Below are 22,472 nucleotides of genomic sequence, written 5' to 3'. Positions count from 1 at the left end.
GGAACCCATCGTGAAAATCATTGCCCTTTACAGCATCAAAGGCGGCGTCGGCAAGACGGCGGCATGCGTCAATCTTGCCTATCTGGCAGCCGGTGAACAGGTGCCGACCCTCCTGTGCGATCTCGACCCCCAGGGGTCATCCACCTTCTACTTTCGCATCCAGCCGAAACCCAAGTATACCAGCCGGAAATTCCTCAAAGGCGGAAAACGGATAGACAAAGCGATTCGCGGCACGGATTTTCCCGGACTGGATCTGCTCCCGGCCGATCTTTCCTACCGCAACCTGGATATCCTGCTGAATGGTTTTTCCAAATCCCGGCACCGGCTCAAAAAGTTATTGGGTGAATTGAAAAGCAGTTATGACTTTATTTTTCTGGACTGCCCGCCCAATATCACCCTGGTCAGCGAAAATGTGTTCGAGGCGGCAGACCTGATCCTGGTGCCCCTGATTCCAACCACCCTTTCGATGATGACCTATCGGAAACTGATCGAATTTTTCAAGGATGCCGGGCTGGATACCGGCAAGCTGCATCCCTTTTTGTCCATGGTGGAGCCCCGCAAACAAATGCACCGCCGAACGATCAGGGAAATCATCGCAGCCAAGGTCAACCCGATGAACACCTACATCCCCTATAGTGCCGATGTGGAGAAGATGGGATTTTACCGGGCACCATTGACGCAAATTCGGCCTGCATCTTCTGGAGCATTGGCATTCACGAAGCTCTGGAAGGAAGTGGAGACCCGTTTGCTGAAGGATTTATCCGATGGGGATTGAAATCGAACGGAAGTTTCTGGTCGACCGCCTGCCTTCTTCATTGGCCCACCTGACCGGCGTGGTGATTCACCAAGGATATTTAATTGCCGCCGAAGGCGGCGTTGAACTTCGGATCAGGCAGAAGCAGGCGCGTTTCTTCCAAACAATAAAGGCGGGAGAAGGTTTGTCGAGAATGGAAATCGAAATCGAATTGTCCGAACACCAGTTCAGGCAGTTGTGGCCTTATACCGACGGCCGCAGGGTGATCAAAACCCGGTATACCCTGCCGGTTGGAAATCATACCGCCGAACTGGATCGGTTTGAAGATGATCTGGCGGGACTGGTTCTGGTGGAAGTTGAATTTTCCTCGGTCGATGCCAGCAGGCAATTCGCACCGCCGGACTGGTTCGGTGCAGACGTCACGGAAGACAGCCGATACAAGAACAGACAGCTTGCCGTTCACGGCATCCCCGGCGATGAAACCCCATGATGGAGATTTTCGCCCAGGCCGGGGTTGTTCCCTATCGAATCGCAGACGATGTGCTGGAAGTGCTGCTGATCTCCACTAGCAGCGGAAAGCATCTGACCATTCCCAAGGGGTTGATCGATCCCGGGTTCTCCTCCACCGAAACCGCGTTGAACGAGGCCTATGAGGAAGCCGGCATCCAAGGCCGGTTGTTGACGCCGATGATCGGCACGTATCATTTTGAAAAATGGGGTGGTCGGTGTGAGGTTGAAGTCTTTGCCATGGCAGTCACCCGAGTCCTTGATCATTGGCCGGAAGACGCTGAACGGCGACGAATATGGACATTTTTCAGACATGCCGCCGTCCGGGTAAAACATCCCGACCTCGGCGCGCTGATTCTAACACTGCCAGACCGCTTAACCCAGGACGCTGCCCGCACCCGGTAAAGTCGTGCCGACTATTTCTTTTTCTTCTTGGTTTTCTTTTTCTCGCCGGTTTTCTTACCCTTTTCCTTTTTACCCTTCTCTTCTTTGCCTTTATCTTTTTTCAGCTTGTCCTTCTTCCCCTTTTTTCTCTCGACCTTCTTTTTCGATTCGCTCTTTTTTGACGTCTTGCCCTTTTTGCCTTTTTCTGCTCCTTTTTTGCCGACGGTCGGTTTTGCCTCGCTGCTTACAACCGGTTCTGGTGAATCCGCAGTCACCAGCTGACGGGCATTCGCGATGACCTGTTTGGCCCTGAATTCACCGAAACCGGGCACAGCGGCCAACTGCTCAGTGTTGGCGGCGGCGAGGTCTTCAGCCGTGGTAACGCCGGCGGCAGCCAATTTTACTGCGGTGGCTGGGCCGATTCCTTTTACGAGGTTCAGGGAAGTAGGCATGGATTGTTCCTTTCATGGAGAGAGTGGATGAATTTGAATGAAGCGACAAACCGTTGATGGAACAACCGTTTAGTCATGAAATGATAGACGAATGTCAACTGCCCGCTTGAACGAGTTTTTCCGGTTTGCACAAGGTGCCTTTCAATTTGGAGGAACGAAGGCATTTCCCGCAGACAAATTTTGACCTGCTCAAGATGTCGTATAGTTCATCCCAGTTGTTTTTCACGTCGTCCTTTCCCCATTTGCACAGGGATGTCTTTTTGAGCTTTTTATCCATGATAGTATCTCCTTTACAATTATAAATCCCAAACCGAAGGAGCCGGCTGATGAGATCAAATTAACAATGAGAGACATTAACCATCTATACACCCTAATCAAGGAGCAAAGGGGGTCCATATTTTTAGATGCTATCTGTTTTTTGGATAATCAAACGAACTGAACGCCAGATTGTCCTGGTCGATGTTCCTCCAGGATCGTGTCTGGAACCTGAGTTCGACAACGCCGGCAGTAGGAATGTTGGCTATTGGTCGGCGAGTGAACCGGTTGGCCATTTCTGTAAGACCGGGATTGTGGCCGACCACCATCACCTGCTTCCATTCGTCTTCGAGCTGATGAACGACCGCCAGTATCCGATCCGGCGCGGCGTGGTAAAGATCCGGGTTTTGTCGGATCGCTTTTGAGGACACGCCCATGATTTTAGCCATTGAAACTGCCGTGTCCATGGCGCGTCTGGCATCGCTGCTGATAATGATGTCCGGCTGCACCCCCCTTTTCAGCAGGCGCCTGCCCATTTCCGGGGCAGCCTTCTTGCCGCGATTGTTCAAGGGACGCTGATGATCAGCGAGATCGTGGTCTTTCCAGCTGGATTTGGCATGCCGGACAATCAGCAGGATTTTCATTTCTTCCCCCTGCCCTTCTTTTTCTTTTTCGATCGGCCGCCGGTGCTCAAAGCGGATCCCCGGCCGGAGAGGCTGGGGTATGTCATAAAAAACTGGTGTGCATTAAACGGCTCCGGCTGGGAGGTACAGCGCTGGTAGGATCCGTCCACCTGAAGCGTCCAGCTCTGTTCGTTGTCACGAAAGTTGGCTACCATAATTTGATCCAGCACCTGCTGATGAACCGTGGGGTTGTCGATGGTGACCAGCGATTCGATGCGCCGGTCGATGTTGCGGGGCATCCAGTCGGCAGAAGAAATATACACCTTGGCTTTGGGGGAAGGTAATTCGTAGCCGTTGCCGAAACAGGCAATCCGGGAATGCTCCAGGAATCGACCGACAATGGATTTGACCTCGATGTTTTCCGACAGACCGGGCACGCGCGGTCTCAGGTTGCATATCCCCCTGGCCACAATTTTAATTTTAACCCCTGCCCCCGATGCCCGGTAAAGGGCATCGATGATTTCCGGATCAACCAGCGCGTTCACCTTCACCCAGATGCCGGCCGGTCTTCCTTCTTCGGCATGACCGATCTCATCTTCTATTTTCGACATAATAAAGGACCGCATAAATAACGGGGAGATAATCACTTTTTTGAGATTCGGGGGCTTGGCATAGCCGGTCATGAAGTTGAAAATCTGGAGGACATCATCGCAGATATCGGGATCACAGGTGAAAAAGGAAAGGTCGGTATAGATTTTAGCCGTCACCGGGTGATAATTGCCGGTTCCCAAATGGGCATACGACCTTAACCGTCCACCCTCCCTTCTGACAACAAGGGACAGCTTGGCGTGGGTTTTGTATTCCATGAAGCCGAAGACCACCTGGGCACCGCTGCGCTCCAGTTTGCGGGCAATACCGATATTGGCTTCCTCATCGAAACGGGCTTTCAACTCCACCATGGCAGTTACGCTTTTACCCGCTTCGGCTGCCTCGACCAGTGCCTGAACGATAGGAGAATCTTCACTTGTCCGGTACAGGGTTTGGCGGATTGCCACGACATCCTTGTCCTGGCTGGCCTGCCGGAGAAATTGAACGACCACATCAAAACTCTCGTAAGGGTGATGAACAAGGATATCTTTGGCCTGAATGGCCGCCAGGCAATCCCCGCCGTAATCCCTGATGCGCTCCGGAAACCGCGCTTCATAGGCCGGGAAAAGAAGGCCGGGTCGATCGTCGACAACCAGTTCACGGATATCCGATAATCCGATCATCCCTTTGAAACAGAACACATCATGCTTGGAGACATCCAGCTGGGCCTGGATAAAATAAAGCAGGTCGCTCGAAATCTCGTCATCCACGGTCAGGCGGACGACGCTCCCCCTGCGCCGTCGCTTCAGCGCGCTTTCAAACGTCCGCACCAGATCCTCGGCTTCCTCGTCGATTTCCATTTCGCTGTCGCGGATGACCCTGAACGTCCCGCTGGAAAGCAGGGTAAAAGAAGGAAACAGGAGATCGAGGAATATCAGGACCACTTTTTCCAGAGCGATGAACCGGATGGTTTTCCCCGGCAACCGGATGAACCGGTTGAGCTGCGCCGGCATGATGACCAGTGCGACCATATTCTCATCGCCCTTCTCCCCTTCAAGTTCGAGAACGAGCCCAAACCCGAGATTGGGGATGAAAGGAAAGGGATGGGCCGGGTCCACGGCAATGGGGCTGAGAATCGGAAAAATGTTCTGACGAAACATGGTGGCCAGCCAGCGCCGTTCATCTGCGGAGAGATCATCCGGTCCCACCAGCCGGATACCCTCCTTTTTCAGATTTTCCAGCAGCAGCTCGAGGCAGGCGTGCTGATCGGCCGCCAGTTCACCAACCTTGATGGCAATAGCCCGCAGTTGCTGGGCCGGTGTCAGTTTATCCGGGTTGAGACCTCTCACGCGGGATGCCACCTGGCCTTTCAGGCCGGCCACGCGAACCATGTAAAATTCATCGAGATTGCTGGCGGATATGGAGAGGAACCGAAGCCTTTCAAGCAATGGATGGGACGTGTTCATGGCCTCTTCGTATACCCGGCGATTGAACTCGAGCCAGGACAATTCCCGGTTGATAAATCGGCCGGGTTTGTCTTTTCCTACATCACTGCTGATGTCGATGTCCTGCCAATGATCCGTCAATGCTGCAGGTTCCTTATCCACGATTTCCTTTTTCCATTCACCTGATACGGTAACATCCTATGGGGCACCGATCCAGCGGAAGCACCCCTTCCATAGGGACCCGGATCATCTACCGGTACGGAGAACACACCCTGCCGCCTACGCAGGATTAACTCGGCAAGCAGCCGAAGAAACTATATTTTATTATATTCCGGATGGTTAAGTCAATTATCCGCGTTCATCCGTAATTTTCTATTTTATTTGATTATTGTTAGAATATCGTTAGGCTTGAAAAAAGGTTAAAAAACCGTTTCAGAAGGCCGCTTGAATATGCTACCTGCCATGTCATGAAAAAGGAAAGATCACCTCAACTGCCAGTGTCGGCAAAATGGATGGCGTGCCTCCTGGCGGCTCTTTTCTGGACATCCGCCGCGGTGGCCTCACTGTCCACGCCAAGGATTCCCGACGAAGTTTATTACTACCGGGAAGAAACCGGCGAGTCCGTCAAGGAGGTGGCGTGGCGTCTCAGGAAAGGGGCAACTTTCATCCTCACCTATTCTTCTCCCGTCGAAAGCCATGTGACCACCACGGGACCCGACTATGACACTCACAGCTGGCAGGTAACTGCCGACAACGGGCAAACCCATTTTTCGGCCGAACGGATTGACCAAACCATCATCGTTCGGGGAATGTTCAAGGGAGAGCCGGTGGACAAACAGCTCGATATAGACGAAAGTCCTTGGTACCAGGCCACATCCCTTTCCTTGCGCGAACTGGTTAGGTCCGTTGATTCCGAAAGGGTCTTCTGGACTATCCGGATGGATACCCTGACCGCACACAAAATCAGGGCTATCAAAAAAGGTGTGGAATCCATCGAATCGGAAGGAAACCAAAAGGCACTGCTGCGGATCCGGCTCACCCTTCCGGGCATGCTGGCTCCCTTCTGGAAAAGCGACTACTGGTTCGCCCTGCCTGAAGGTATCTTCTTTCGTTTCAAAGGCCCCAGCGGACCTCCGGGATCACCCATGACCACCGTGGTCCGCACAGCCGGTTGAAAATCAGTTTGAACCGCATCCTCAGCCACTGCCCATCTGCCAGGCTACCCACCCATCTTAAGACCGGTAGTTTTGGTCTCTCCCGGTCAATGTCCAATTCACTCGATTTCCCGATTTAGATACGCACTATAGTCCTTTAGAACCGGTTCATAACCTTCTTCAACCAAATGAGAAGATATGATGAAATCCGCCGAAGAGCGATTGCACGCGATGGGGATATTGTAGACCACGGCGATTCTTAACAGCGCTTTTACATCTACGTCATGGGGATGCGGCTGCATAGGGTCCCAGAAAAAAATCAGAATATCCACTTTCCCTTCGGTGATCAGGGATCCAAGTTGTTGGTCTCCCCCTAACGGACCCGATTTAAGAAGTGTGATCGCTTTGAGTTCGAGGAATGCCTTCTCGTCAGTGATTTTCCTTTTAAGCGTTTCCTCCATCTTCCGACCGGTCGTGCCCGTGCAAATCAGATTATGCCCCAGCAGAACCTTGTAATTCCACTCAACCCATTCAATCAGGTCACGCTTTCGATTGTCATGAGCGACTAATGCAATGTTTTTCACTCTGTTCATTGGCAACTCCCATCCAATTGACCCATCGTAGTATCAGGAAAGCCGTGCTGCGGTGGATGTTCTAGAATAATCATATAATATTTGTTATTCATTAGCCGTCTATGAGAAAATGACAGATCGAGCGGTGCGGATTGCAGGAAAACCAAAAAAGGCGCTACGCAAACAACACGTATCGCCTTTTATAAGGTAATCGGTAAAATACGGATGAACCGATGTCAGATTGAATTATGCCATTTTCTTCAAGGCTTTTTTCAGCTTTTTAATTTTGCCTTGCTGCTTGGCGACCTTGGCTTTTCTGGCTTTCATTTCCTTTTTGATTGATCCTACTTTTTTCGATGATTTTGCCATTTTTATGTCCTCCTGATTGTGGGTGGTGTGCATATTACACGTTTTTGTTATCGAAAGCTTCTGACAGATCCGGCGTTCATCAATCAGGCAGAGGCTTTTCCGGGCTTCCCTGGTTAAATGGAAAATGGATTCAGGATGGTTCTGGCATTGGGTTCTCTTTTAAAAACCGTCCGATAAATTTTCGGATTTCACGCGCAGCACTGGTATCCATATGCTCACAGAGCGAGACAAACCGATCCCGCTCTTCGCCGCTGATACGGATAACCAGTTGGCTATCCTTTTTGCCTTTTTTCTTTCCTTGTTTTTTTTTCGCCATTTCTTTCCGCTTTCCAGGAAGCAACCGGTTGTTCACCAACCGACTATACATTGTATATGCAATGTATATACATTTTTAAAATGTCTGTCAACCCCTTTTCCAAAGCCAGGCATCCATTTATAGCTCTGGGCTTTTTCCATCCATTGATCCCGTCAGGTATAATTTTTGTTTTGCCTCCATCAACCTAAGCTAAATGGCGTTAATGGAAATCTAACCGTTTCCTAATCAAACGCCAATGTTTTCGGCATAAATTGGCGCTCGTCCTTCACTCGGGAATATCCGGCCACGTTCATCTGTCTAATGATCGATCATTTTTGAACCTACACCAACTCAAAGCTCTGGAAGCCCTTGAACAAACCGGTTCTTTCTCGGGTGCGGCCAACTGCCTCGGTCTCACTCAGCCGGCCGTTTCCATCCAACTCAGGAAACTACAGGCGCACTATGGCGTCACACTGTTCCGGCGATGCGGGCGGAACCTCGAATTCAGTGCCTTGGGAAAGGATCTGGTACTCAAAGCCCGAATGATCCTCGGATTGATCGATGATTTCGAAGCATCCCTTTCTTCGGTCAGCAACCTGAGGAGCGGTCATCTCAAGATCGGATTGAGCTGCCACTTTCTGGTCATGGATCTCTTGTCCGTATTCATGGAACGGTATCCGGGAGTCCAGGTGAAAGCCACAATCGGGGATTCTGCCAACCTCATTGAAGATGTACTGGGGTTCCGGCTGGATCTTGCCGAAGTGACCGGCGCCGAGCCTGATCAAAGGCTGATCAATTATGCCTTCAGTGACCATTCCATCGTCCTTTTTGTGGCCCGGAACCATCCATGGGTATCCCTGCCTGGCATCACCGCCTCACAGTTGAACGATCAGCCCATGGTGGCCCGGCACCATACGTCCAAGACCCGGCAGATTTTTCAACGCCGCCTGAAAGACCGAGGGGTCCATCCCCGGATCGTCATGGAACTGAATTCGTGGGAGACCATGAAGGAAGCGGTAGCCGCCGGCATCGGTTTCGGCATCGCCCTGGAGGACGAATTCATTTACGACGCCCGCCTGACCGGAATCCGGCTGACGGACATCGATCTGTCAGCCCGGCAATTTTTTGTCTGTCTGCCCGAGTTCGAACACTTGCGGCCGGTTCAGGCTTTTTTCGAGGTGGTGCGGGAAATTCAATCTCTCCATCGAAAGCGATCATCGGACGCACCGGCCAACGGTTTTCGCCGGCCGCCGATTGCTTTTAAATCACTATTCCGCTGATCAGCAGAATAGTCTGTTTCAACTGATACGATGTAAAGGAGAAAAAGTGATGAGAAAAATGAGTAAGCCGCTGAAAACTGTCATGGGAGGACTGCTTGTGCTTTTGGTTCTTCTGTCCGCTGGTGCGGCCGTTGCCGAGGAGCTGCTGGTTTATACGGCACTGGAAGATGATGAAATCCCCGTCTATCTGGAAATTTTTAAAAAAGCCCATCCGGATATCGAAATCAAGATCGTGCGCGACTCGACCGGCATTGTCACCGCCAAACTGCTTGCCGAGAAGGACAACCCCCAGGCGGACGTGGTCTGGGGCACCGCCGCCACCAGCCTGATGCTCTGCGACCAGGCCGGCATGGTCACGCCCTACGCGCCCAAAGGATTGGAGAAGGTTCGCCCCAAGATGCGCGATGCCAACAATCCCCCCCACTGGGTCGGCATCAAGGCATGGATGACCGGTTTGTGCGTAAATACCGTCGAATGTGCCAGCCTGAAGCTGCCGATCCCCCAATCCCTCGACGACCTTTTGAACCCGGTGTACCGCGGTCAGTTGGCCATGCCCAACCCGGCCTCTTCCGGCACCGGTTTTCTGACGGTTTCCGCCATTCTGCAGACCATGGGCGAAGAAAAGGGATGGGCCTACCTCGACAAACTGCATGACAATATCGCCCGCTACACCCACTCCGGTTCCAAACCCTGCAAACTGGCCGGGGCCGGAGAAGTGGCCATCGGCATCTCGTTTGCCTATCGCGGGTTCATGCAGAAGCAGAAGGGCGAGCCGGTCCTTACCGTATTTCCGGCAGAAGGCTCCGGCTGGGACGTCGAGGCCAACTGCCTGATCAAGAAAGCTACTATTAAACCAGCTGCGAGAACCTTCCTGGATTGGGCCATCAGCGAGCAGGTCATGAAAGCCTATGCCCAGGTCTACCCGGTGACGGCCTACGCCACCGGCGTGGCCATTCCCGACGGTTTTCCTGCAGATCCGGAAGGACAGCTCATCGAAAACGATTTTAACTGGGCCGCCAAAAACCGCGCACGCATCCTAGCTGAGTGGACCAAACGCTACGACGGCAAAAGCGACGCCAAATAAATCAATCGGCGGCACCTGTTTCCATGCATCAAGCGGGTTGTATGCTTTCCCCCCGACCCTTCTCCAAGGGTCGGGGGGAAATATCGGAGAAATGGAATGAACGACGCTGACATTTATCTCACAGTGGACGCGGTATCCAAAGATTTCGGCCGCTTTACGGCCTTGGCAGAGGTCACTTTCCAGGCCCGGCACGGCGAGTTCATCTGTGTTCTCGGGCCCAGCGGCTGCGGCAAGACCACCCTGCTGCGGGTGGTGGCCGGCCTGGAAAAACAGAGCCGCGGAAAGGTGTTCATCGAAGGCCGGGATGTCTCTGCGCTTCCGGTATCCAGGCGCAACATCGGCATCGTCTTCCAATCCTATGCCCTGTTCCCGAACCTTACCGCCCGGCAGAACATCGCCTACGGGCTCAAAAGCCAGAAACTGTCCCGCGAGGCCATTGTGCAGCGGGTGGACGAACTCCTTGACCTAGTTGGGCTTCGCGGCATGGGCCGCAAACATCCCGCCAACCTCTCCGGCGGACAGCAGCAGAGAGTGGCCCTGGCCCGGGCCATCGCCGTTTCCCCGGATCTTCTGCTGCTGGACGAACCCCTGTCCGCCTTGGATGCCAAGGTCAGGGTGATGCTGCGGGGCGAGATCCGGCAGCTACAGCAACGGCTGGGCATCACCACCATCATGGTCACCCATGATCAGGAAGAGGCCCTGACCATGGCGGACCGCATCCTGGTCATCGATCAGGGGCGCCTGGTTCAAGACGGCACCCCGCGTCAGGTTTACGACAAACCGGCAACCCCTTTTGTCGCCGGTTTCATCGGCGCCATGAATTTCATTGAAGACGCCAGAAAAATTGAAAACGGCAGGTATGACATCGGTGAGACCCGCTTGAGCGTCACCGGTGAGAACGGAACCGGACAGCTGCCCGCCGGTAGCCGGGTGACCCTCGCCATTCGTCCTGAGGATGTCATGCTCAGAAATGACCCGTCGATGTCCAACCTCCTGCAAACCCGTGTAGAAGCGATGGAATACCGCGGGTCTCTCTTTCGCATCGACCTGAAGCGCCAGGTTTCCAGCGGGGAACCGTCCACCATCACGGCGGATGTGCCGTCGGAGACCGTCCGGCGTATGGGTATCACGCCACGGTCCATGCTGCCCATTCACCTGCCGGTCGATCGCCTGCGGGTGTATGCGTCGGAAAAGGATAGTCAGTGCTCATCCAGAAATTGAACAGTCCAACTGTTCTCAACGATGCCATGTCAACCACGATTACCGCCCATACCAACCTTCCGTCGCAAACCTACTGGGCAACTCTGGACAAGGAGCTTTGGATCCGGCGGCTGCTGATCCTCCTGGTTTGTATCTGGCTGTTGGTGGTTGTTGTGCTGCCCCTGTTTCAGCTCCTATCCAAAAGCTTCGCCGATGCCGACGGGCGCTTTGTGGGGCTTGCCCTGTATCGCACCTATTTCAGCACCCCGTCGCTCTCCAATTCCCTTTTCAACAGCCTGTTTGTATCGGTGCTCACCACCTGCATTTCCGTTTCTCTGGGTTTTTTATTCGCCTATGCCCTGACCCGCACCCCCATTGCCGGAAAAGGTTTTTTCAAAGCCATCTCCATGATGCCGCTTTTCGCGCCCACCCTGCTCAACGGCATTGCCCTGGTCTATCTGTTCGGCCGCAAAGGATTGATCACCCTGGGATTTTTCGGCGCCCTGCCCGGCGTCGAAATCAACCTGTACGGTCCGGCGGGCATCATCATCGCGGAAGTGCTCTTCACTTTTCCGCAGGCGGTACTCATGCTTTGCATTGCGTTGGGCATGACCGATGCCCGCCTTTACGAAGCAGCCGAATCCCTCGGGGCCGGACGGGTCAGGACCTTTTTTACGGTAACGTTGCCAAGCATCCGCTACGGCCTGATCAGCACGGTGTTCGTCTGTTTTATCCTGGCCTTCACCGATTTCGGTGCGCCCAAAGTGGTGGGAGGAAATTACAATATTCTGGCCACGGATATCTACAAACAGGTTATCGGACAGCAGAACTTTGCCATGGGCGCCGTGGTGAGCGTGGTGCTGCTGATCCCCACCGTAGTCGCCTTCATCATCGACCGCATATTTCAGAGAAAACAGGTGGCCCTCATCGCCGCCCGATCCGTTCCGCTGGTACCCCGTCCACAGCCGGTGTGCGACGGCCTATATGCGGGGTATTGTGCGTTGGTTGCCTTCCTGATAACCGGGTTCTATCTCACGGCGGTCTACGCCTCCCTGGTCAAGGTGTGGCCCTATACCCTGGACTTGGGATTCTGGCACTATAAATTCAGCGGTACCGGTGGGGGCGGGTACGCCGCCTTTTTCAACAGCATTCGCATGAGCCTCTATTCCGCTGTTTTCGGAACCGCCATCGCTTTTTTCGCCGCCTATCTTATCGAAAAGAGCCGCCAGATGAACAGCCTGCGCCAGACGGCTTATTTCCTGTCCATTCTTCCGCTGGCCCTGCCCGGCCTGGTCATCGGCCTGGCTTACATCTTTTTCTTCAATGCCCTGGGATGGAACCTCAGCGGCATATTCATACCCAACCCCCTGAATTTCATATACGCGTCCATGGGCATCCTGGTAATCAGCAACATCGTACACTTCTTTTCGGTCAGTTTCCTGACTGCCACCACGGCGCTCAAACAGCTCGACCAGGAGTTTGAAACGCTCTCCGAATCCATGGGTGTCCCCTTCACCAAAACGTTTGCCCGGGTGACCGTTCCCGTGTGCATTCCGGCCATCCTTGAAATCGGCATGTACTATTTTGTCAATTCGATGGCCACGGTATCGGCGGTGATCTTTCTTTACTCGGCGGATATCCCCCTGGCCTCCGTGGCGGTGGCCAACATGGACGATGCCGGGGATGTGGCACCGGCTTGCGCCATGTCCGTTCTGATCCTGCTGACCAACCTGGCGGTTCGTATCGGCTATGGCTTTCTCACCCGACGATTGAAAACCCGCAGCCAGGCATGGACAGGTCAATAATTGATTCCAACTGAAAGGAGATATCTATGACCCTATGTATTCCCCGTACACCCTATACCGGTCCCTTGCAGGCGGTAGTCCTCGACTGGGCCGGAACGGCCGTCGATTACGGTTGCATGGGGCCGGCAGCCGTGTTTGTCGATGTGTTTGAGACGTTCGACATTGCCGTCTCGATAGCGGATGCCCGGCAGTTCATGGGCCTCGAGAAGCGGCAGCACATCCGCAGTATGTGCCGACTGCCGGCTGTTGCGGCCCAGTGGGAGAAAAAGTTCGCCAAAACGCCCGATGAAAACGATGTGGATGCGATTTACGCCGTAACCGAACCCATGATGGTCGCCAGCATCGCCAGACACGCCGATCCCATCCCCGGCCTGCTTTCTTTTGTCGACGGCATGCGTCAACGCCGAATCAAAATCGGCTCATGCACCGGCTACACGGCGCCCATGATGGACAAGATGGTTCCTGCAGCCGCCCAAAAAGGCTACGCCCCGGATGCCATTGTCTGTTCCTCGGATATTCCGGCGGGTCGACCTTTCCCCTGGATGTGCTATCAAAACGCCATCCAATTGCAGACCTACCCGTTTGAATCCATGATCAAGATCGGGGACACCATCAGCGATATCCAGGAGGGATGCAATGCCGGCATGTGGACCATCGGATTGACCCAGTCGGGCAACGAGCTGGGGCTCCCCGAGGATTTGGTCGACGCACTTGCGCCCGAAGATTTGAATAATCGACTGGACGCCATCGGCACCCGCTTCCGTGAAGCCGGTGCCCACTATGTGGTCAAAGGCATCTGGGAATGCCTGGAAGTAGTGGACGAGATCGGCCGGCGGCTGGGCCAGGGAGACCATCCGCTGCTGAAATTTGAATCGTCATCACCGATGCGCTCTGGAAAGCGTTAACGATGGCCAAGCAACCACTATCTCTCCCTGAAATTTTGAGTGAAGGGGACAGCAATCTGTCCACCCACCGCCGAAGATGGCAGTCCCGCCAGGTCGACAGGGTAACGCAAGGCTGGCTGAACAGGGATGCCCGTGTGTTTCTGCGCCAGAGCCTTTCCACACCGTGCCTGAATGTACTTACCCAAAGTCGGGGCGCGACCCTTACGGATCTTCAGGGACGATCCATCATAGACTTTCACGGCAACAGCGCCCACCAGATCGGCTATGCCCATCCCCGGGTGGTGGCGGCGGTGAAGCATCAGCTGGATGGCATGCCCTTTTGCCCGCGCCGATACACCAACGCGCCAGCCATCGAGCTGGCGGAAAAGCTGGTCGACATCACGCCGGATCCGTTGGGCAAAGTGCTGCTGGCCCCCGGCGGTACCAGTGCCGTCGGCATGGCCCTGAAGCTGGCGCGCACGGCAACAGGCCGATTCAAAACCATTTCCATGTGGGATTCCTTTCACGGGGCATCCCTGGATGCCATCTCCGTGGGCGGCGAAGCGCTCTTCAGGCAGGGCATCGGCCCCCTGTTGCCCGGATGCGAGCATGTGCCGCCGGCCGACCCCTACCGCTGCCTGTGGGACTCCGGCGGCGGCTGCCATGCCTGCGACCTCAAATGCGCCCGATACATCGAATACGTTCTGGAAAAAGAAGGAGACGTGGCAGCCGTCATCGCCGAACCGATCCGCTGCACGGCGGTGAATCCACCGCCGCAAGGCTACTGGAAGCGGATACGGAACGCCTGCGACCGCCACGGTGCCCTGTTGATCTTCGATGAGACCGCCGTATGCCTGGGTCGCACGGGTCGGATGTTCGCCTTCGAGCACGAAGCGGTGGTGCCGGACATTCTCATCCTGGGCAAAGGGCTTGGCGGCGGGATCTTTCCCCTGGCGGCCATGGTCGCACGCACGGATCTGGATGTGGCACCGGATAAGGCATTGGGACATTACACCCATGAGAAGAACCCGGTAGGATGTTCAGCAGCGCTGGCCGCCATCGACGTGATTCTTGCCGAAGGCCTGGTGGAACGATCCGAAAAATTGGGGTGCCGGGCGGTGGAGAGACTGGCGGATCTCAAAAAAACTGTAGACCTCATCGGCGATGTCCGTGGACGGGGGCTGTTGTTCGGCGTAGATCTCGTTTTGGACCGCATCGAGAAAACCCCGGCAATCGACGAAGCAGATCGGATTCTATACGCGTGCCTTGAAATGGGACTCAGCTTCAAGGTGTCCCATGGCAGCTTTGTGACCCTGACACCACCATTGACCATTGAAGCGGCCGAACTGGATCGTGCCCTCGACATTATCGAAAACGCATTTAAAAACCTTAAATCTTAGATTGAGAACGATGAACCCTGAACTGATGCCCGACAATCCCTATTTGTTGCTCACCCCCGGCCCATTGAGCACCACCAAGACAGTCAAATCCGCCATGTTCCGGGACTGGTGCACCTGGGACGATGAATACAATGCCATCGTCCAGCAGATTCGTCAGCGGCTGGTGGAGCTGGCCGGCGGTGCCGGCAATTACACTGCCGTGCTCATGCAGGGCAGCGGCACGTTCTGTGTCGAAGCGACAATCACCACCGCAGTCTCCGATGCAGGCAAGCTGCTGGTGCTAGCCACCGGAGCCTATGGCCGGCGAATCGCCGACATCGCCCGGCGCTGCGGCATCAACCACGCGGTCCAGGACAACGGCGAACTGGCGCCGCCCGATCCGGACCGCCTAAAGGCCTCGCTGAAAACGGATCCCACGATCACCCATGTGGCCGTCGTGCACTGCGAGACCACCACGGGAATGCTCAACCCGGTGGAGGCTATCGGCAGCATTGTTAAGGCCCACGGCAGGCATTTCATCGTGGACGCCATGAGCAGCTTCGGCGGCATCCCCCTGGATGTTGAGAAAGTAGGTGTGGACTATCTGGTCAGCAGCGCCAACAAATGCGTTCAGGGGGTGCCGGGTTTCGGGTTTGTCATCGCCAAGGAGGCTGTGCTCGAGAGAACGCAGGGACAGGCGCGCTCACTGAGCCTGGATCTGTACGACCAGTGGCGGACCATGGAGGCTCACCATGGTAAATGGCGCTTTACCTCCCCCACCCACGTGGTACGTGCATTTTCCCAGGCGCTGATTGAATTGGAAGCAGAAGGAGGTGTCGCCGCGCGATATTCAAGGTACTGCGGGAATCATCGCATCCTGGTCGAGGGCATGCAACGCCTGGGTTTCCATCCGCTTCTTCCAGCGGAGCTGCAATCACCCATCATTACCGCTTTTTTGAGTCCCTCCCACAATGCATGGCATTTTAATCAGTTTTACGATGCCTTGAAAGCAAAAGGGTTTGTCATTTATCCGGGAAAAGTGACCGACCATGATACGTTTCGAATCGGCAATATCGGCGACATCCATGCCGAGGATATGTGTATGTTGATCGATGCGGTAGGGGACGCATGGCCCAGTACAATCGTATTTTCAAGGAGGGATCGATAGGCGTCGACGCACCACGCCAGTACCTCTTCCCCCATAAGATCATCCACCGCTGCAAGTCCTGGCAAGGCACTACCGGCCGGCGCCTGCTCGGTGAGCGGCGCCCCGCGCCGATGGTTTCAGGGGCCTTTCACCGATCCCGGGGTGGTGTTTGCCCCCGAAGCCACCGCCGACCACCCCTTGTTCGGCGGTGGTTAGAAGAGGTAGATCGCCATCTCGACTACCTCGCTTTCCTGATCGAACATGAAGGCGGTCGTGGCAGGGTGGCGTCCATGATTTTCGAACCGGTGGCCGGCAGCAACGGCTTGATCCCCGCCCCCAAAGGCTATCTGAAAGGTCTCCGGGAACGGTGCGACAAATATGACCTGTTTCTGATCGTCGATGAAACCATGACCGACACGGGGCGTACGGGACGTTTGCTGGCCGTCTACCACGACGGCATGGTGCCCGACATTCTGATCATAGGCAAGGCTCTGGACGCCTATTTTCCCATGGCTGCCACCATATTCGTGGAACCGTTGGCACGCGAATTCCAGGACAGTATCTTCGGCTTCGGTCAGAGTTTCACGCCCCATGCCCTGGCATCGGCAGCAGCCCTGGCCAGCCTGAATATGGTAACGGTACCAGGGTTCCTCGCGGAAAACGAAAACAGCGATCAAATTGAACTCCTAATAAGCCAGACAATTTTCAGCGGTTTCATGGAGTGGGTGGATGATGGGGAAGCTGCTTTTTAAAGCCGGTCCAGGTTCCACAGCATGCCGGACTTCCCAAAATACGGCCCGGTTTCCTTTTTTTGGGATCAGATCAAACTGAATTATAACATTCAACTAATCATTCCATAACAAAGATTGCATAGTATGCCATCCGTCGCTTGGGCATCATCGAAAAACCAGCCCATTCAGCTCCTCCTCCTAGCCGGGCCACCATCAGGTGGCCCGGTTTATTTTACGTTCTCCCACTTGGAGGGGTCGGATTACCATCCGGTAATATTGGCGCAATCTTCGCGTAAGGTTCAGTTGGTAGTGTCCGGCTTTAGGACGCGCACCCTGCTGACCTTGTCAGGGACCAGAGAACCCAATATCCTCCCAACCCTCCCCTCGCCGGGCCGCCGGTGGCGGCCCGGTATCTCCTTGGTGCCAAAAAGGCAGACCCGTTTCCAGACCTGCCCAAGAGAAGGGTAGATGATTAATTTTTTCTTTCCGCGGCTCCATGCCGAGTCTGTCCAACTGGATTCCAATTAAAATATAAGACAGACTCGACCGTTATAAAAATTTTGGCACATCAATACCGTTTTTAGACTCATCGCCATTTGTCTCTGTGTATTTTTCGCATTGCTCAGCATTAAGGAAGCCCTGGCTGAGTGCTATCGCGTATTCCAATTCCAAAAAACCAGGGCACCTGCTCCGTAATTCTTTGGTTAGATCCCTCCAAACCACTGGCCAGCCTTTGCTTTCGGTCTCCGGCAATAAACCAGCCTGGTATTGGTCAGCAAGATAGCATGCTGATTTCTCAAGGTCTTGTTTACCAGTCATCTTCGGCACTTTTCTTTTTCCCATGGGAGGGCCTCATTAAATGCCGGGTCCCGGCATCCCGTCGCAGTCACCATATTCAGGCCATTGATTACAGGTCAATTGTTAGAATTGTATTAGGATAAGAATTTTACAAAATGACGGGAGTCGTTGTCGACAAAGATAAGACTCCTTTTTTCTGCTTATGATACATGGGAATATCTTCACAGCCCCCGGAAAGTCATCCCGGCATCCGGTGATAATATCCGGATTACCGACTTCGGAAAGCTCTGCGAGAAGAAAAAACCATCGCAAAGGATAAAATCTGGCCACGGGCAAGAATCAGATCCTGCTGGCAGGGCGGGTGGTGATCTTCACCATGCGCCAGCAGGTTGCGGGATAGAATCAACCGGAAACTTTAAAAACCTGTCTATAAGGCAAAATCATTGCGTAAAGGCAGTGTCCTTTAGGTTCTCGAAATACCTCGGCTGTTTTTTCAACCTCTCCCCAGCCTCTCGGCTTGGGCAGACCCGGCGGAAGATTTTCCGAAGCAAAGCATAATCATTTGCCCCGGTTCCCGTCAGATATTATTCCACCTGCCATCTGTTTCTTAATATTTTTCAGGCACATGCCGCCTGGACGCCAGCGGCACCAAGTCCTCATAGGCGTTGGTCTTATCCCGCTGGGGGAGCTTGATCTTTTCGTGGGGAATATCTTCATAAGGGATGTGGTTCAACAAATGACTGATGCAATTTAAACGGGCCCGCCGTTTGTCATCCGAGGGGACGATATACCAGGGGGCATAATCGGTATCAGTAGCCGCCATCATGGCATCCCTTGCACGTGAATAATCGTACCAGCGGCGACGCGATTCAAGATCCATCGGGCTTAACTTCCACTGCCTGACCGGATCCTCGATCCTCCGGTGAAACCGCCGTTCCTGCTCTTTGCTGCTCACCGTCAGCCAGTACTTGATCAGGGTGATCCCGTCTTCGACCAGAGCCCGTTCGAACCCGGCACAGTTCCTTTTGAATTGTTTGTATTCCTTGTTGGTGCAAAAACCCATTACGTACTCTACGCCTAACCGGTTGTACCAGCTGCGATCGAATAGCACCACCTCACCCGCAGCCGGAAGTTGGTTGACGTAGCGTTGGAAATAAATTTGGGTTTTCTCGCGATCGCTGGGTGCCGGCAACGCCACGGTGCGAAAAACGCGGGGGCTGACCCGTTCGGTGATTTTCTTGATAACGCCCCCTTTGCCGGCTGCATCCCGTCCCTCGAAAATAACGACAACCCGCAGCCCTTTGTTCCGGACCCAAGCTTGAAGCTTTACCAGTTCCACCTGAAGCATTGCCAGTTTTTCTTCGTAATCCTTGCGGCTGAGTTTTCCCTGCTTATCGGCCCCGCTTTTGGCGTCGCGCTTTGTTTTTTCGTTCTTTTTCGTTCCCATTGACAACTCCTCATAAGACTGGAAATTCTGAACCTAAAAAATAATGATCGATTTACCCTGGATCAAATGCAGACAAGATGCCCTATATTGATCTCCGTACCGTATAGGAAAATCCCTTTTTCGCCGTTCACGGTGTCACCTTTTCAGATTTGCCTTGAGCAGCGCAAGCCCCTCCTCCCTGGCATGTAGAATCGATTTGATATCGACAGCCTGCAGTTCGGTCTGCTTTAAAATGAAATTCTTCAGCGCATTCCGGTACTTCAGGTATTCGTCTTTGGCGGAGATGTTCGGGATGACCGTTTCGGTATGCAGGAAGTCGTCGATGGATCGGTTTTTGCCGTTGGCGTTGCCTTCGGTCAAATCAACCTGGTGGTCGCCATCGGTCAGAAAGCAGTGGATCATCGGCACATATGGCAATCCGAACTTTTCAAGGATCGAATCGGTGCCCGTGACGATCGATTCGGTCATTGCATAGATACCGATGTTCTTCTCCACCGGCAGATTGAGTTCAGCCGCCAGGGTGGCGATCACGGCATGCTTGGTGGTGCAGGTGCCTTTGTTCTCCTTGAAGAGGCTCATCAGATCATCGCGGTCCGCGTTGTAGCCATAGGGCAGTTCATACACATACCGGCAGGCTGCCAGGAAGGTTTCGAGGCCTATGCTTAAAAAGCGCCTCGACACTACGCCTGAAGGTTCAAGGGGCTTATCCGGGAAAACGCTGTATTTATCCATGGTCATATTCTACCGATTGTCGGTCGCTGGAGACAATAAAAAAGTCTGCCGACACAATCTAATGGTTGAGCCCGCCTTATTCAAGTGTCGACCGGAGAGAGTAGGTGGAAGCATCCACCCCTCACTCTATCTGAACCCGTCTATTTCTGAATCAACCGCTTGAAGTCGATTGTATCTTCCGGTGGGTTGAGCAGCCATGCCTTGATGGCATCCCGAATGTTGCGAACCGCGGCAAGCTTTTCGGCATGGGTGCCCTTGACAGCCGCAGGATCGGGAAACGGCCAGTGCCAGCGCTTGGTGATGCCGGGAAAGAGGGGGCATTTGGATTCGGAGTCATGGCATACGGTGACCACATGCCCGTAGACCTTGCCCTGCTTAAAAAGTTCGAAAATGCTTTGGGGTTTCTTTTTCGACAGATCCAGACCCACTTCCTGCATAACCGCAACCACCAGAGGATTAATAACTTCGGCCGGTTCCAAGCCCGCACTCTCGATTTCAAAGTGTTCTCCGTATATTTCCCTGAGATAGGCTTCGGCGATCTGACTGCGGCCGCTGTTGTGCTGGCAGATGAAAAGAACCTTGATTTTACTTGCCATTTTTCTCTCCCGTCGCATCAAATGCGAATTTTTTGAATGTATTTTTTGAATGTATTTTTTTCCCTGCGATGACAATAAAGATCAATTGTTAGAATTACATTAGCAATGCATCATAAAGCCAACCGGTCAAGCCGAACAACGGCCATTTATCATGAATGGTTCGAACGTTTTTTCTATCAACCGTTTCTGCCTTCCCCGATTGGGTTAACCCGCTTCTAACCAAAGATTAAAAAAACACTCACGTCACCCTAACACGGCAACGCTATCCACGAATCACATCTGATTACCACATGGCAAGAATGGCAAAAGGAGGTGGTGCCGGAATTCGCGGGAGGTATGGTGAAGCAGAAAATGACCAAGTGTTTTCGATTTTAACTTTTTTTTAAAGGGGGATGAAAAATGAAGTGTAGAAAGTACATGGGGTCCATGGTTTTGGCTGCCGTGCTGCTGTTTGTCGCCACAACAGCCATGGCCGTACAGCCGAAGTATGTGTTTTTCTTCCTGGGTGACGGCATGTCGGCCTCTCAGATCCAAGCAACCGAAGCCTACCTGACCACCTACAACCACGGCTCTGCGACCCTGGCTACGGACCTGCTCAAACCTGAAAACCGCCTGAACATGAGCAAAATGCCAGTTGCGGGCATGCAGACGACCTACGATGCCCATGCCCTGATGACAGATTCGGCATCTTCGGCGACGGCTTTTGCCTGCGGCCTCAAAACCATGAGCGGAACAATCGGCATGAACGAGACCATGGACAACAGCTACAAGAGCATTGCCCAACTGGCCCATGAGTCTGGAATGAAGGTGGGTGTTCTTTCCAGCGTGTCCCTGGATCATGCAACGCCGGCAGCTTATTATGCCAGTGTGCCGAGTCGCAACTCCTATGGCGATATCGACATCCAGTTGGCCAATACCGGGTACGAGTTTTTCGGCGGCGGCGGATTGAAAGCCATGAACACAGATGAACTCGCAGCTTACGGATACACCGTGCTAAATAATCGAGAATCCATTTTGGCCCTTAAGGATGAACCTAAAGACAACGTCATCTGCGTCAACCCGTGGCTTCAGGATTCTGAAGCCATGCCCTATGCAATCGACAAACCCGCCACGAACCTTTCCCTGGCCGAGATGACCGAAGTGGCCATCGCCAACCTTTATGAGGAAAGGTCGTGGGGCAAGGGCCGTCGATGGGGCCATTCCCGCAAAGACGGTTTCTTCATCATGGTCGAGGGCGGCAAAATCGACTGGGCCTGCCATGCCAACGATGCCATGGCCGCCATCGGCGACATGCTCGACTTCGACAATGCCGTCGGCAAGGCCATGGCGTTTTATAAAAAACACCCTCTCGAGACGTTAATCGTGGTTACCGGCGATCATGAGACCGGCGGTATGACCATCGGCCACGCCACCACCGGCTACAAGGCCTATTACGAAGAACTGCTGGGCCAGACCAACAGCTTCACTTTCTTTGCCGCCAATCAGTGGCTCGAACACAAAGCCACTTACGCAGCCGGCTACGATTACACCTTGACCAACAACCTGGAAAACAATCCGGACATGCTCGGTCTCATGGTGAGCGTCTTCGGTTTGAGTTATGATGACCTCAACGCCTATCAAAAAGAAAAGCTCGAAGATGCCTACGATAAATCCATGTGCGCCACCAACGACAACAGCGATGCAGAAAACGCCTATCTTTACGGTGGATACGAACCCATCATCGTGACCATCACCCACATTCTCAACGAGCGGGCCAGCATCGGCTGGACGTCGTACTCCCATACCGGCGTTCCGGTGCCGGTTTTCGCCCAAGGGCGGGAGGCTTGGCGTTTTGCGGGCTTCTATGACAACACCGACATCGCGAAGAAACTGGCCAAGGCCATGGATATTCGCCAGCAGCTTCCGGTGGAGAAATAGGCCGCGTGCTCAATTTGGCAGTTCTCTGATTGACATAACGGCGCCGCTTCTCATTAGCGGCGCCGTTTTTTATT

The 22,472-nt window shown here is 53.8% G+C and carries 24 protein-coding genes; 13 read left to right on the top strand and 11 right to left on the bottom strand.

Going from position 1 to position 22,472, the window contains the following annotated elements; genetic code table 11:
- Positions 1-10 precede the first annotated feature (10 nt).
- Genes ACHZBS_RS18260 through ACHZBS_RS18250 form a run of 3 tightly spaced genes read left to right on the top strand, consistent with a single transcriptional unit; the run spans position 11 to position 1,666 of the window.
- Positions 11-775 carry an AAA family ATPase gene (locus ACHZBS_RS18260; protein WP_319407958.1) on the top strand — a complete coding sequence of 255 codons (765 nt, stop codon included), beginning with the start codon at positions 11-13 and terminating at the stop codon, positions 773-775.
- Positions 765-1,244, top strand: coding sequence for a CYTH domain-containing protein (locus tag ACHZBS_RS18255; RefSeq protein WP_319407957.1), 480 nt, complete (start codon positions 765-767; stop codon positions 1,242-1,244). Before ACHZBS_RS18260 ends, ACHZBS_RS18255 begins: the two co-directional genes overlap by 11 nt.
- A complete protein-coding gene (locus ACHZBS_RS18250; protein WP_319407956.1) occupies positions 1,241-1,666 on the top strand; it encodes an NUDIX hydrolase in 426 nt (141 codons plus the stop codon). Before ACHZBS_RS18255 ends, ACHZBS_RS18250 begins: the two co-directional genes overlap by 4 nt.
- Before the next feature lie 11 nt (positions 1,667-1,677).
- On the opposite strand, the gene ACHZBS_RS18245 is transcribed toward ACHZBS_RS18250, so the two are convergent.
- From ACHZBS_RS18245 to ACHZBS_RS18230, 4 genes are all read right to left on the bottom strand, one after another.
- Complete coding sequence (locus ACHZBS_RS18245) at positions 1,678-2,097, bottom strand: helix-hairpin-helix domain-containing protein (protein WP_319407955.1); 420 nt, start codon at positions 2,095-2,097, stop codon at positions 1,678-1,680.
- A gap of 94 nt (positions 2,098-2,191) precedes the next feature.
- On the bottom strand, positions 2,192-2,374 hold the full coding sequence (locus ACHZBS_RS18240; protein ID WP_319407954.1) for a hypothetical protein: 183 nt from the start codon (positions 2,372-2,374) through the stop codon (positions 2,192-2,194).
- 130 nt (positions 2,375-2,504) lie between these two features.
- Positions 2,505-2,996 (bottom strand): histidine phosphatase family protein, encoded by a 492-nt coding sequence (locus ACHZBS_RS18235; RefSeq protein ID WP_319407953.1) that lies wholly within the window; start codon positions 2,994-2,996, stop codon positions 2,505-2,507.
- Positions 2,993-5,170, bottom strand: coding sequence for an RNA degradosome polyphosphate kinase (locus tag ACHZBS_RS18230; RefSeq protein WP_319407952.1), 2,178 nt, complete (start codon positions 5,168-5,170; stop codon positions 2,993-2,995). Before ACHZBS_RS18230 ends, ACHZBS_RS18235 begins: the two co-directional genes overlap by 4 nt.
- 350 nt (positions 5,171-5,520) lie before the next feature.
- Between ACHZBS_RS18230 and ACHZBS_RS18225 the strand changes: the two genes are divergently transcribed.
- Positions 5,521-6,183, top strand: coding sequence for a hypothetical protein (locus tag ACHZBS_RS18225; RefSeq protein WP_319407951.1), 663 nt, complete (start codon positions 5,521-5,523; stop codon positions 6,181-6,183).
- Positions 6,184-6,281: 98 nt separating this feature from the next.
- Here the strand turns inward: ACHZBS_RS18225 and ACHZBS_RS18220 are convergent, their stop codons facing one another.
- From ACHZBS_RS18220 to ACHZBS_RS18210, 3 genes are all read right to left on the bottom strand, one after another.
- Complete coding sequence (locus tag ACHZBS_RS18220; RefSeq protein ID WP_319407950.1) at positions 6,282-6,755, bottom strand: methylglyoxal synthase; 474 nt, start codon at positions 6,753-6,755, stop codon at positions 6,282-6,284.
- A 225-nt stretch (positions 6,756-6,980) separates the two neighbouring features.
- Positions 6,981-7,103, bottom strand: a complete 123-nt coding sequence (locus ACHZBS_RS18215; RefSeq protein WP_319407949.1) for a hypothetical protein — start codon at positions 7,101-7,103, stop codon at positions 6,981-6,983.
- 130 nt (positions 7,104-7,233) lie between these two features.
- Positions 7,234-7,419 (bottom strand): hypothetical protein, encoded by a 186-nt coding sequence (locus ACHZBS_RS18210; RefSeq protein WP_319407948.1) that lies wholly within the window; start codon positions 7,417-7,419, stop codon positions 7,234-7,236.
- 314 nt (positions 7,420-7,733) lie between these two features.
- On the opposite strand from ACHZBS_RS18210, the gene ACHZBS_RS18205 reads away from it, so the two are divergent.
- From ACHZBS_RS18205 to ACHZBS_RS18170, 8 genes are all read left to right on the top strand, one after another.
- The gene (locus ACHZBS_RS18205; RefSeq protein WP_319407947.1) at positions 7,734-8,678 is read left to right on the top strand and encodes a LysR substrate-binding domain-containing protein; all 945 of its coding nucleotides are present in this window, start codon (positions 7,734-7,736) and stop codon (positions 8,676-8,678) included.
- Between the two features lie 49 nt (positions 8,679-8,727).
- Positions 8,728-9,762, top strand: coding sequence for a putative 2-aminoethylphosphonate ABC transporter substrate-binding protein (locus tag ACHZBS_RS18200; protein ID WP_319407946.1), 1,035 nt, complete (start codon positions 8,728-8,730; stop codon positions 9,760-9,762).
- A gap of 96 nt (positions 9,763-9,858) precedes the next feature.
- Positions 9,859-10,983: a putative 2-aminoethylphosphonate ABC transporter ATP-binding protein gene (locus ACHZBS_RS18195; protein WP_319407945.1), complete on the top strand. Its 1,125-nt coding sequence runs from the start codon at positions 9,859-9,861 to the stop codon at positions 10,981-10,983.
- A complete protein-coding gene (locus tag ACHZBS_RS18190) occupies positions 10,965-12,767 on the top strand; it encodes a putative 2-aminoethylphosphonate ABC transporter permease subunit (protein ID WP_319407944.1) in 1,803 nt (600 codons plus the stop codon). Before ACHZBS_RS18195 ends, ACHZBS_RS18190 begins: the two co-directional genes overlap by 19 nt.
- Before the next feature lie 26 nt (positions 12,768-12,793).
- The gene (gene phnX / locus ACHZBS_RS18185; RefSeq protein ID WP_319407943.1) at positions 12,794-13,672 is read left to right on the top strand and encodes a phosphonoacetaldehyde hydrolase; all 879 of its coding nucleotides are present in this window, start codon (positions 12,794-12,796) and stop codon (positions 13,670-13,672) included.
- A 2-nt stretch (positions 13,673-13,674) separates the two neighbouring features.
- On the top strand, positions 13,675-15,051 hold the full coding sequence (locus ACHZBS_RS18180) for an aspartate aminotransferase family protein (RefSeq protein ID WP_319407942.1): 1,377 nt from the start codon (positions 13,675-13,677) through the stop codon (positions 15,049-15,051).
- A 10-nt stretch (positions 15,052-15,061) separates the two neighbouring features.
- Positions 15,062-16,198: a 2-aminoethylphosphonate--pyruvate transaminase gene (gene phnW / locus ACHZBS_RS18175; protein WP_319407941.1), complete on the top strand. Its 1,137-nt coding sequence runs from the start codon at positions 15,062-15,064 to the stop codon at positions 16,196-16,198.
- Entirely contained in the window at positions 16,159-16,929 is a 771-nt protein-coding gene (locus ACHZBS_RS18170) for an aminotransferase class III-fold pyridoxal phosphate-dependent enzyme (RefSeq protein WP_319407940.1), read from the top strand. The genes phnW and ACHZBS_RS18170 overlap by 40 nt, the downstream gene beginning before the upstream one ends.
- 528 nt (positions 16,930-17,457) lie before the next feature.
- Here the strand turns inward: ACHZBS_RS18170 and ACHZBS_RS18165 are convergent.
- From ACHZBS_RS18165 to ACHZBS_RS18150, 4 genes are all read right to left on the bottom strand, one after another.
- The gene (locus ACHZBS_RS18165) at positions 17,458-17,751 is read right to left on the bottom strand and encodes a hypothetical protein (protein WP_319407939.1); all 294 of its coding nucleotides are present in this window, start codon (positions 17,749-17,751) and stop codon (positions 17,458-17,460) included.
- A 562-nt stretch (positions 17,752-18,313) separates the two neighbouring features.
- Complete coding sequence (ppk2, locus tag ACHZBS_RS18160) at positions 18,314-19,153, bottom strand: polyphosphate kinase 2 (RefSeq protein WP_319407938.1); 840 nt, start codon at positions 19,151-19,153, stop codon at positions 18,314-18,316.
- 135 nt (positions 19,154-19,288) lie between these two features.
- Positions 19,289-19,885 carry a hypothetical protein gene (locus ACHZBS_RS18155; RefSeq protein WP_319407937.1) on the bottom strand — a complete coding sequence of 199 codons (597 nt, stop codon included), beginning with the start codon at positions 19,883-19,885 and terminating at the stop codon, positions 19,289-19,291.
- A gap of 140 nt (positions 19,886-20,025) precedes the next feature.
- On the bottom strand, positions 20,026-20,481 hold the full coding sequence (locus tag ACHZBS_RS18150; RefSeq protein ID WP_319407936.1) for an arsenate reductase ArsC: 456 nt from the start codon (positions 20,479-20,481) through the stop codon (positions 20,026-20,028).
- Positions 20,482-20,880: 399 nt separating this feature from the next.
- Between ACHZBS_RS18150 and ACHZBS_RS18145 the strand changes: the two genes are divergently transcribed.
- Positions 20,881-22,398: an alkaline phosphatase gene (locus ACHZBS_RS18145; protein ID WP_319407935.1), complete on the top strand. Its 1,518-nt coding sequence runs from the start codon at positions 20,881-20,883 to the stop codon at positions 22,396-22,398.
- Positions 22,399-22,472 lie beyond the last annotated feature (74 nt).

Source organism: uncultured Desulfosarcina sp. (genome assembly GCF_963664155.2).
Classification (GTDB): domain Bacteria; phylum Desulfobacterota; class Desulfobacteria; order Desulfobacterales; family Desulfosarcinaceae; genus Desulfosarcina.
This window is presented reverse-complemented; position numbering and strand designations above follow the sequence as displayed.

Coding starts and splice junctions, on each gene's coding strand:
- ACHZBS_RS18250 (WP_319407956.1), top strand. CDS start 1,241: ATGATGGAGATTTTCGCCCAGGCCGGGGTTGTTCCCTATCGAATCGCA.
- ACHZBS_RS18215 (WP_319407949.1), bottom strand. CDS start 7,103: ATGGCAAAATCATCGAAAAAAGTAGGATCAATCAAAAAGGAAATGAAA.
- ACHZBS_RS18220 (WP_319407950.1), bottom strand. CDS start 6,755: ATGAACAGAGTGAAAAACATTGCATTAGTCGCTCATGACAATCGAAAG.
- phnW (WP_319407941.1), top strand. CDS start 15,062: ATGAACCCTGAACTGATGCCCGACAATCCCTATTTGTTGCTCACCCCC.
- ACHZBS_RS18235 (WP_319407953.1), bottom strand. CDS start 2,996: ATGAAAATCCTGCTGATTGTCCGGCATGCCAAATCCAGCTGGAAAGAC.
- ACHZBS_RS18150 (WP_319407936.1), bottom strand. CDS start 20,481: ATGGCAAGTAAAATCAAGGTTCTTTTCATCTGCCAGCACAACAGCGGC.
- ACHZBS_RS18240 (WP_319407954.1), bottom strand. CDS start 2,374: ATGGATAAAAAGCTCAAAAAGACATCCCTGTGCAAATGGGGAAAGGAC.
- ACHZBS_RS18225 (WP_319407951.1), top strand. CDS start 5,521: ATGGCGTGCCTCCTGGCGGCTCTTTTCTGGACATCCGCCGCGGTGGCC.
- phnX (WP_319407943.1), top strand. CDS start 12,794: ATGACCCTATGTATTCCCCGTACACCCTATACCGGTCCCTTGCAGGCG.
- ACHZBS_RS18200 (WP_319407946.1), top strand. CDS start 8,728: ATGAGAAAAATGAGTAAGCCGCTGAAAACTGTCATGGGAGGACTGCTT.
- ACHZBS_RS18170 (WP_319407940.1), top strand. CDS start 16,159: ATGGCCCAGTACAATCGTATTTTCAAGGAGGGATCGATAGGCGTCGAC.
- ACHZBS_RS18255 (WP_319407957.1), top strand. CDS start 765: ATGGGGATTGAAATCGAACGGAAGTTTCTGGTCGACCGCCTGCCTTCT.
- ACHZBS_RS18155 (WP_319407937.1), bottom strand. CDS start 19,885: ATGGATAAATACAGCGTTTTCCCGGATAAGCCCCTTGAACCTTCAGGC.
- ACHZBS_RS18210 (WP_319407948.1), bottom strand. CDS start 7,419: ATGGCGAAAAAAAAACAAGGAAAGAAAAAAGGCAAAAAGGATAGCCAA.
- ACHZBS_RS18195 (WP_319407945.1), top strand. CDS start 9,859: ATGAACGACGCTGACATTTATCTCACAGTGGACGCGGTATCCAAAGAT.
- ppk2 (WP_319407938.1), bottom strand. CDS start 19,153: ATGGGAACGAAAAAGAACGAAAAAACAAAGCGCGACGCCAAAAGCGGG.
- ACHZBS_RS18165 (WP_319407939.1), bottom strand. CDS start 17,751: ATGGGAAAAAGAAAAGTGCCGAAGATGACTGGTAAACAAGACCTTGAG.
- ACHZBS_RS18180 (WP_319407942.1), top strand. CDS start 13,675: ATGGCCAAGCAACCACTATCTCTCCCTGAAATTTTGAGTGAAGGGGAC.
- ACHZBS_RS18245 (WP_319407955.1), bottom strand. CDS start 2,097: ATGCCTACTTCCCTGAACCTCGTAAAAGGAATCGGCCCAGCCACCGCA.
- ACHZBS_RS18145 (WP_319407935.1), top strand. CDS start 20,881: ATGAAGTGTAGAAAGTACATGGGGTCCATGGTTTTGGCTGCCGTGCTG.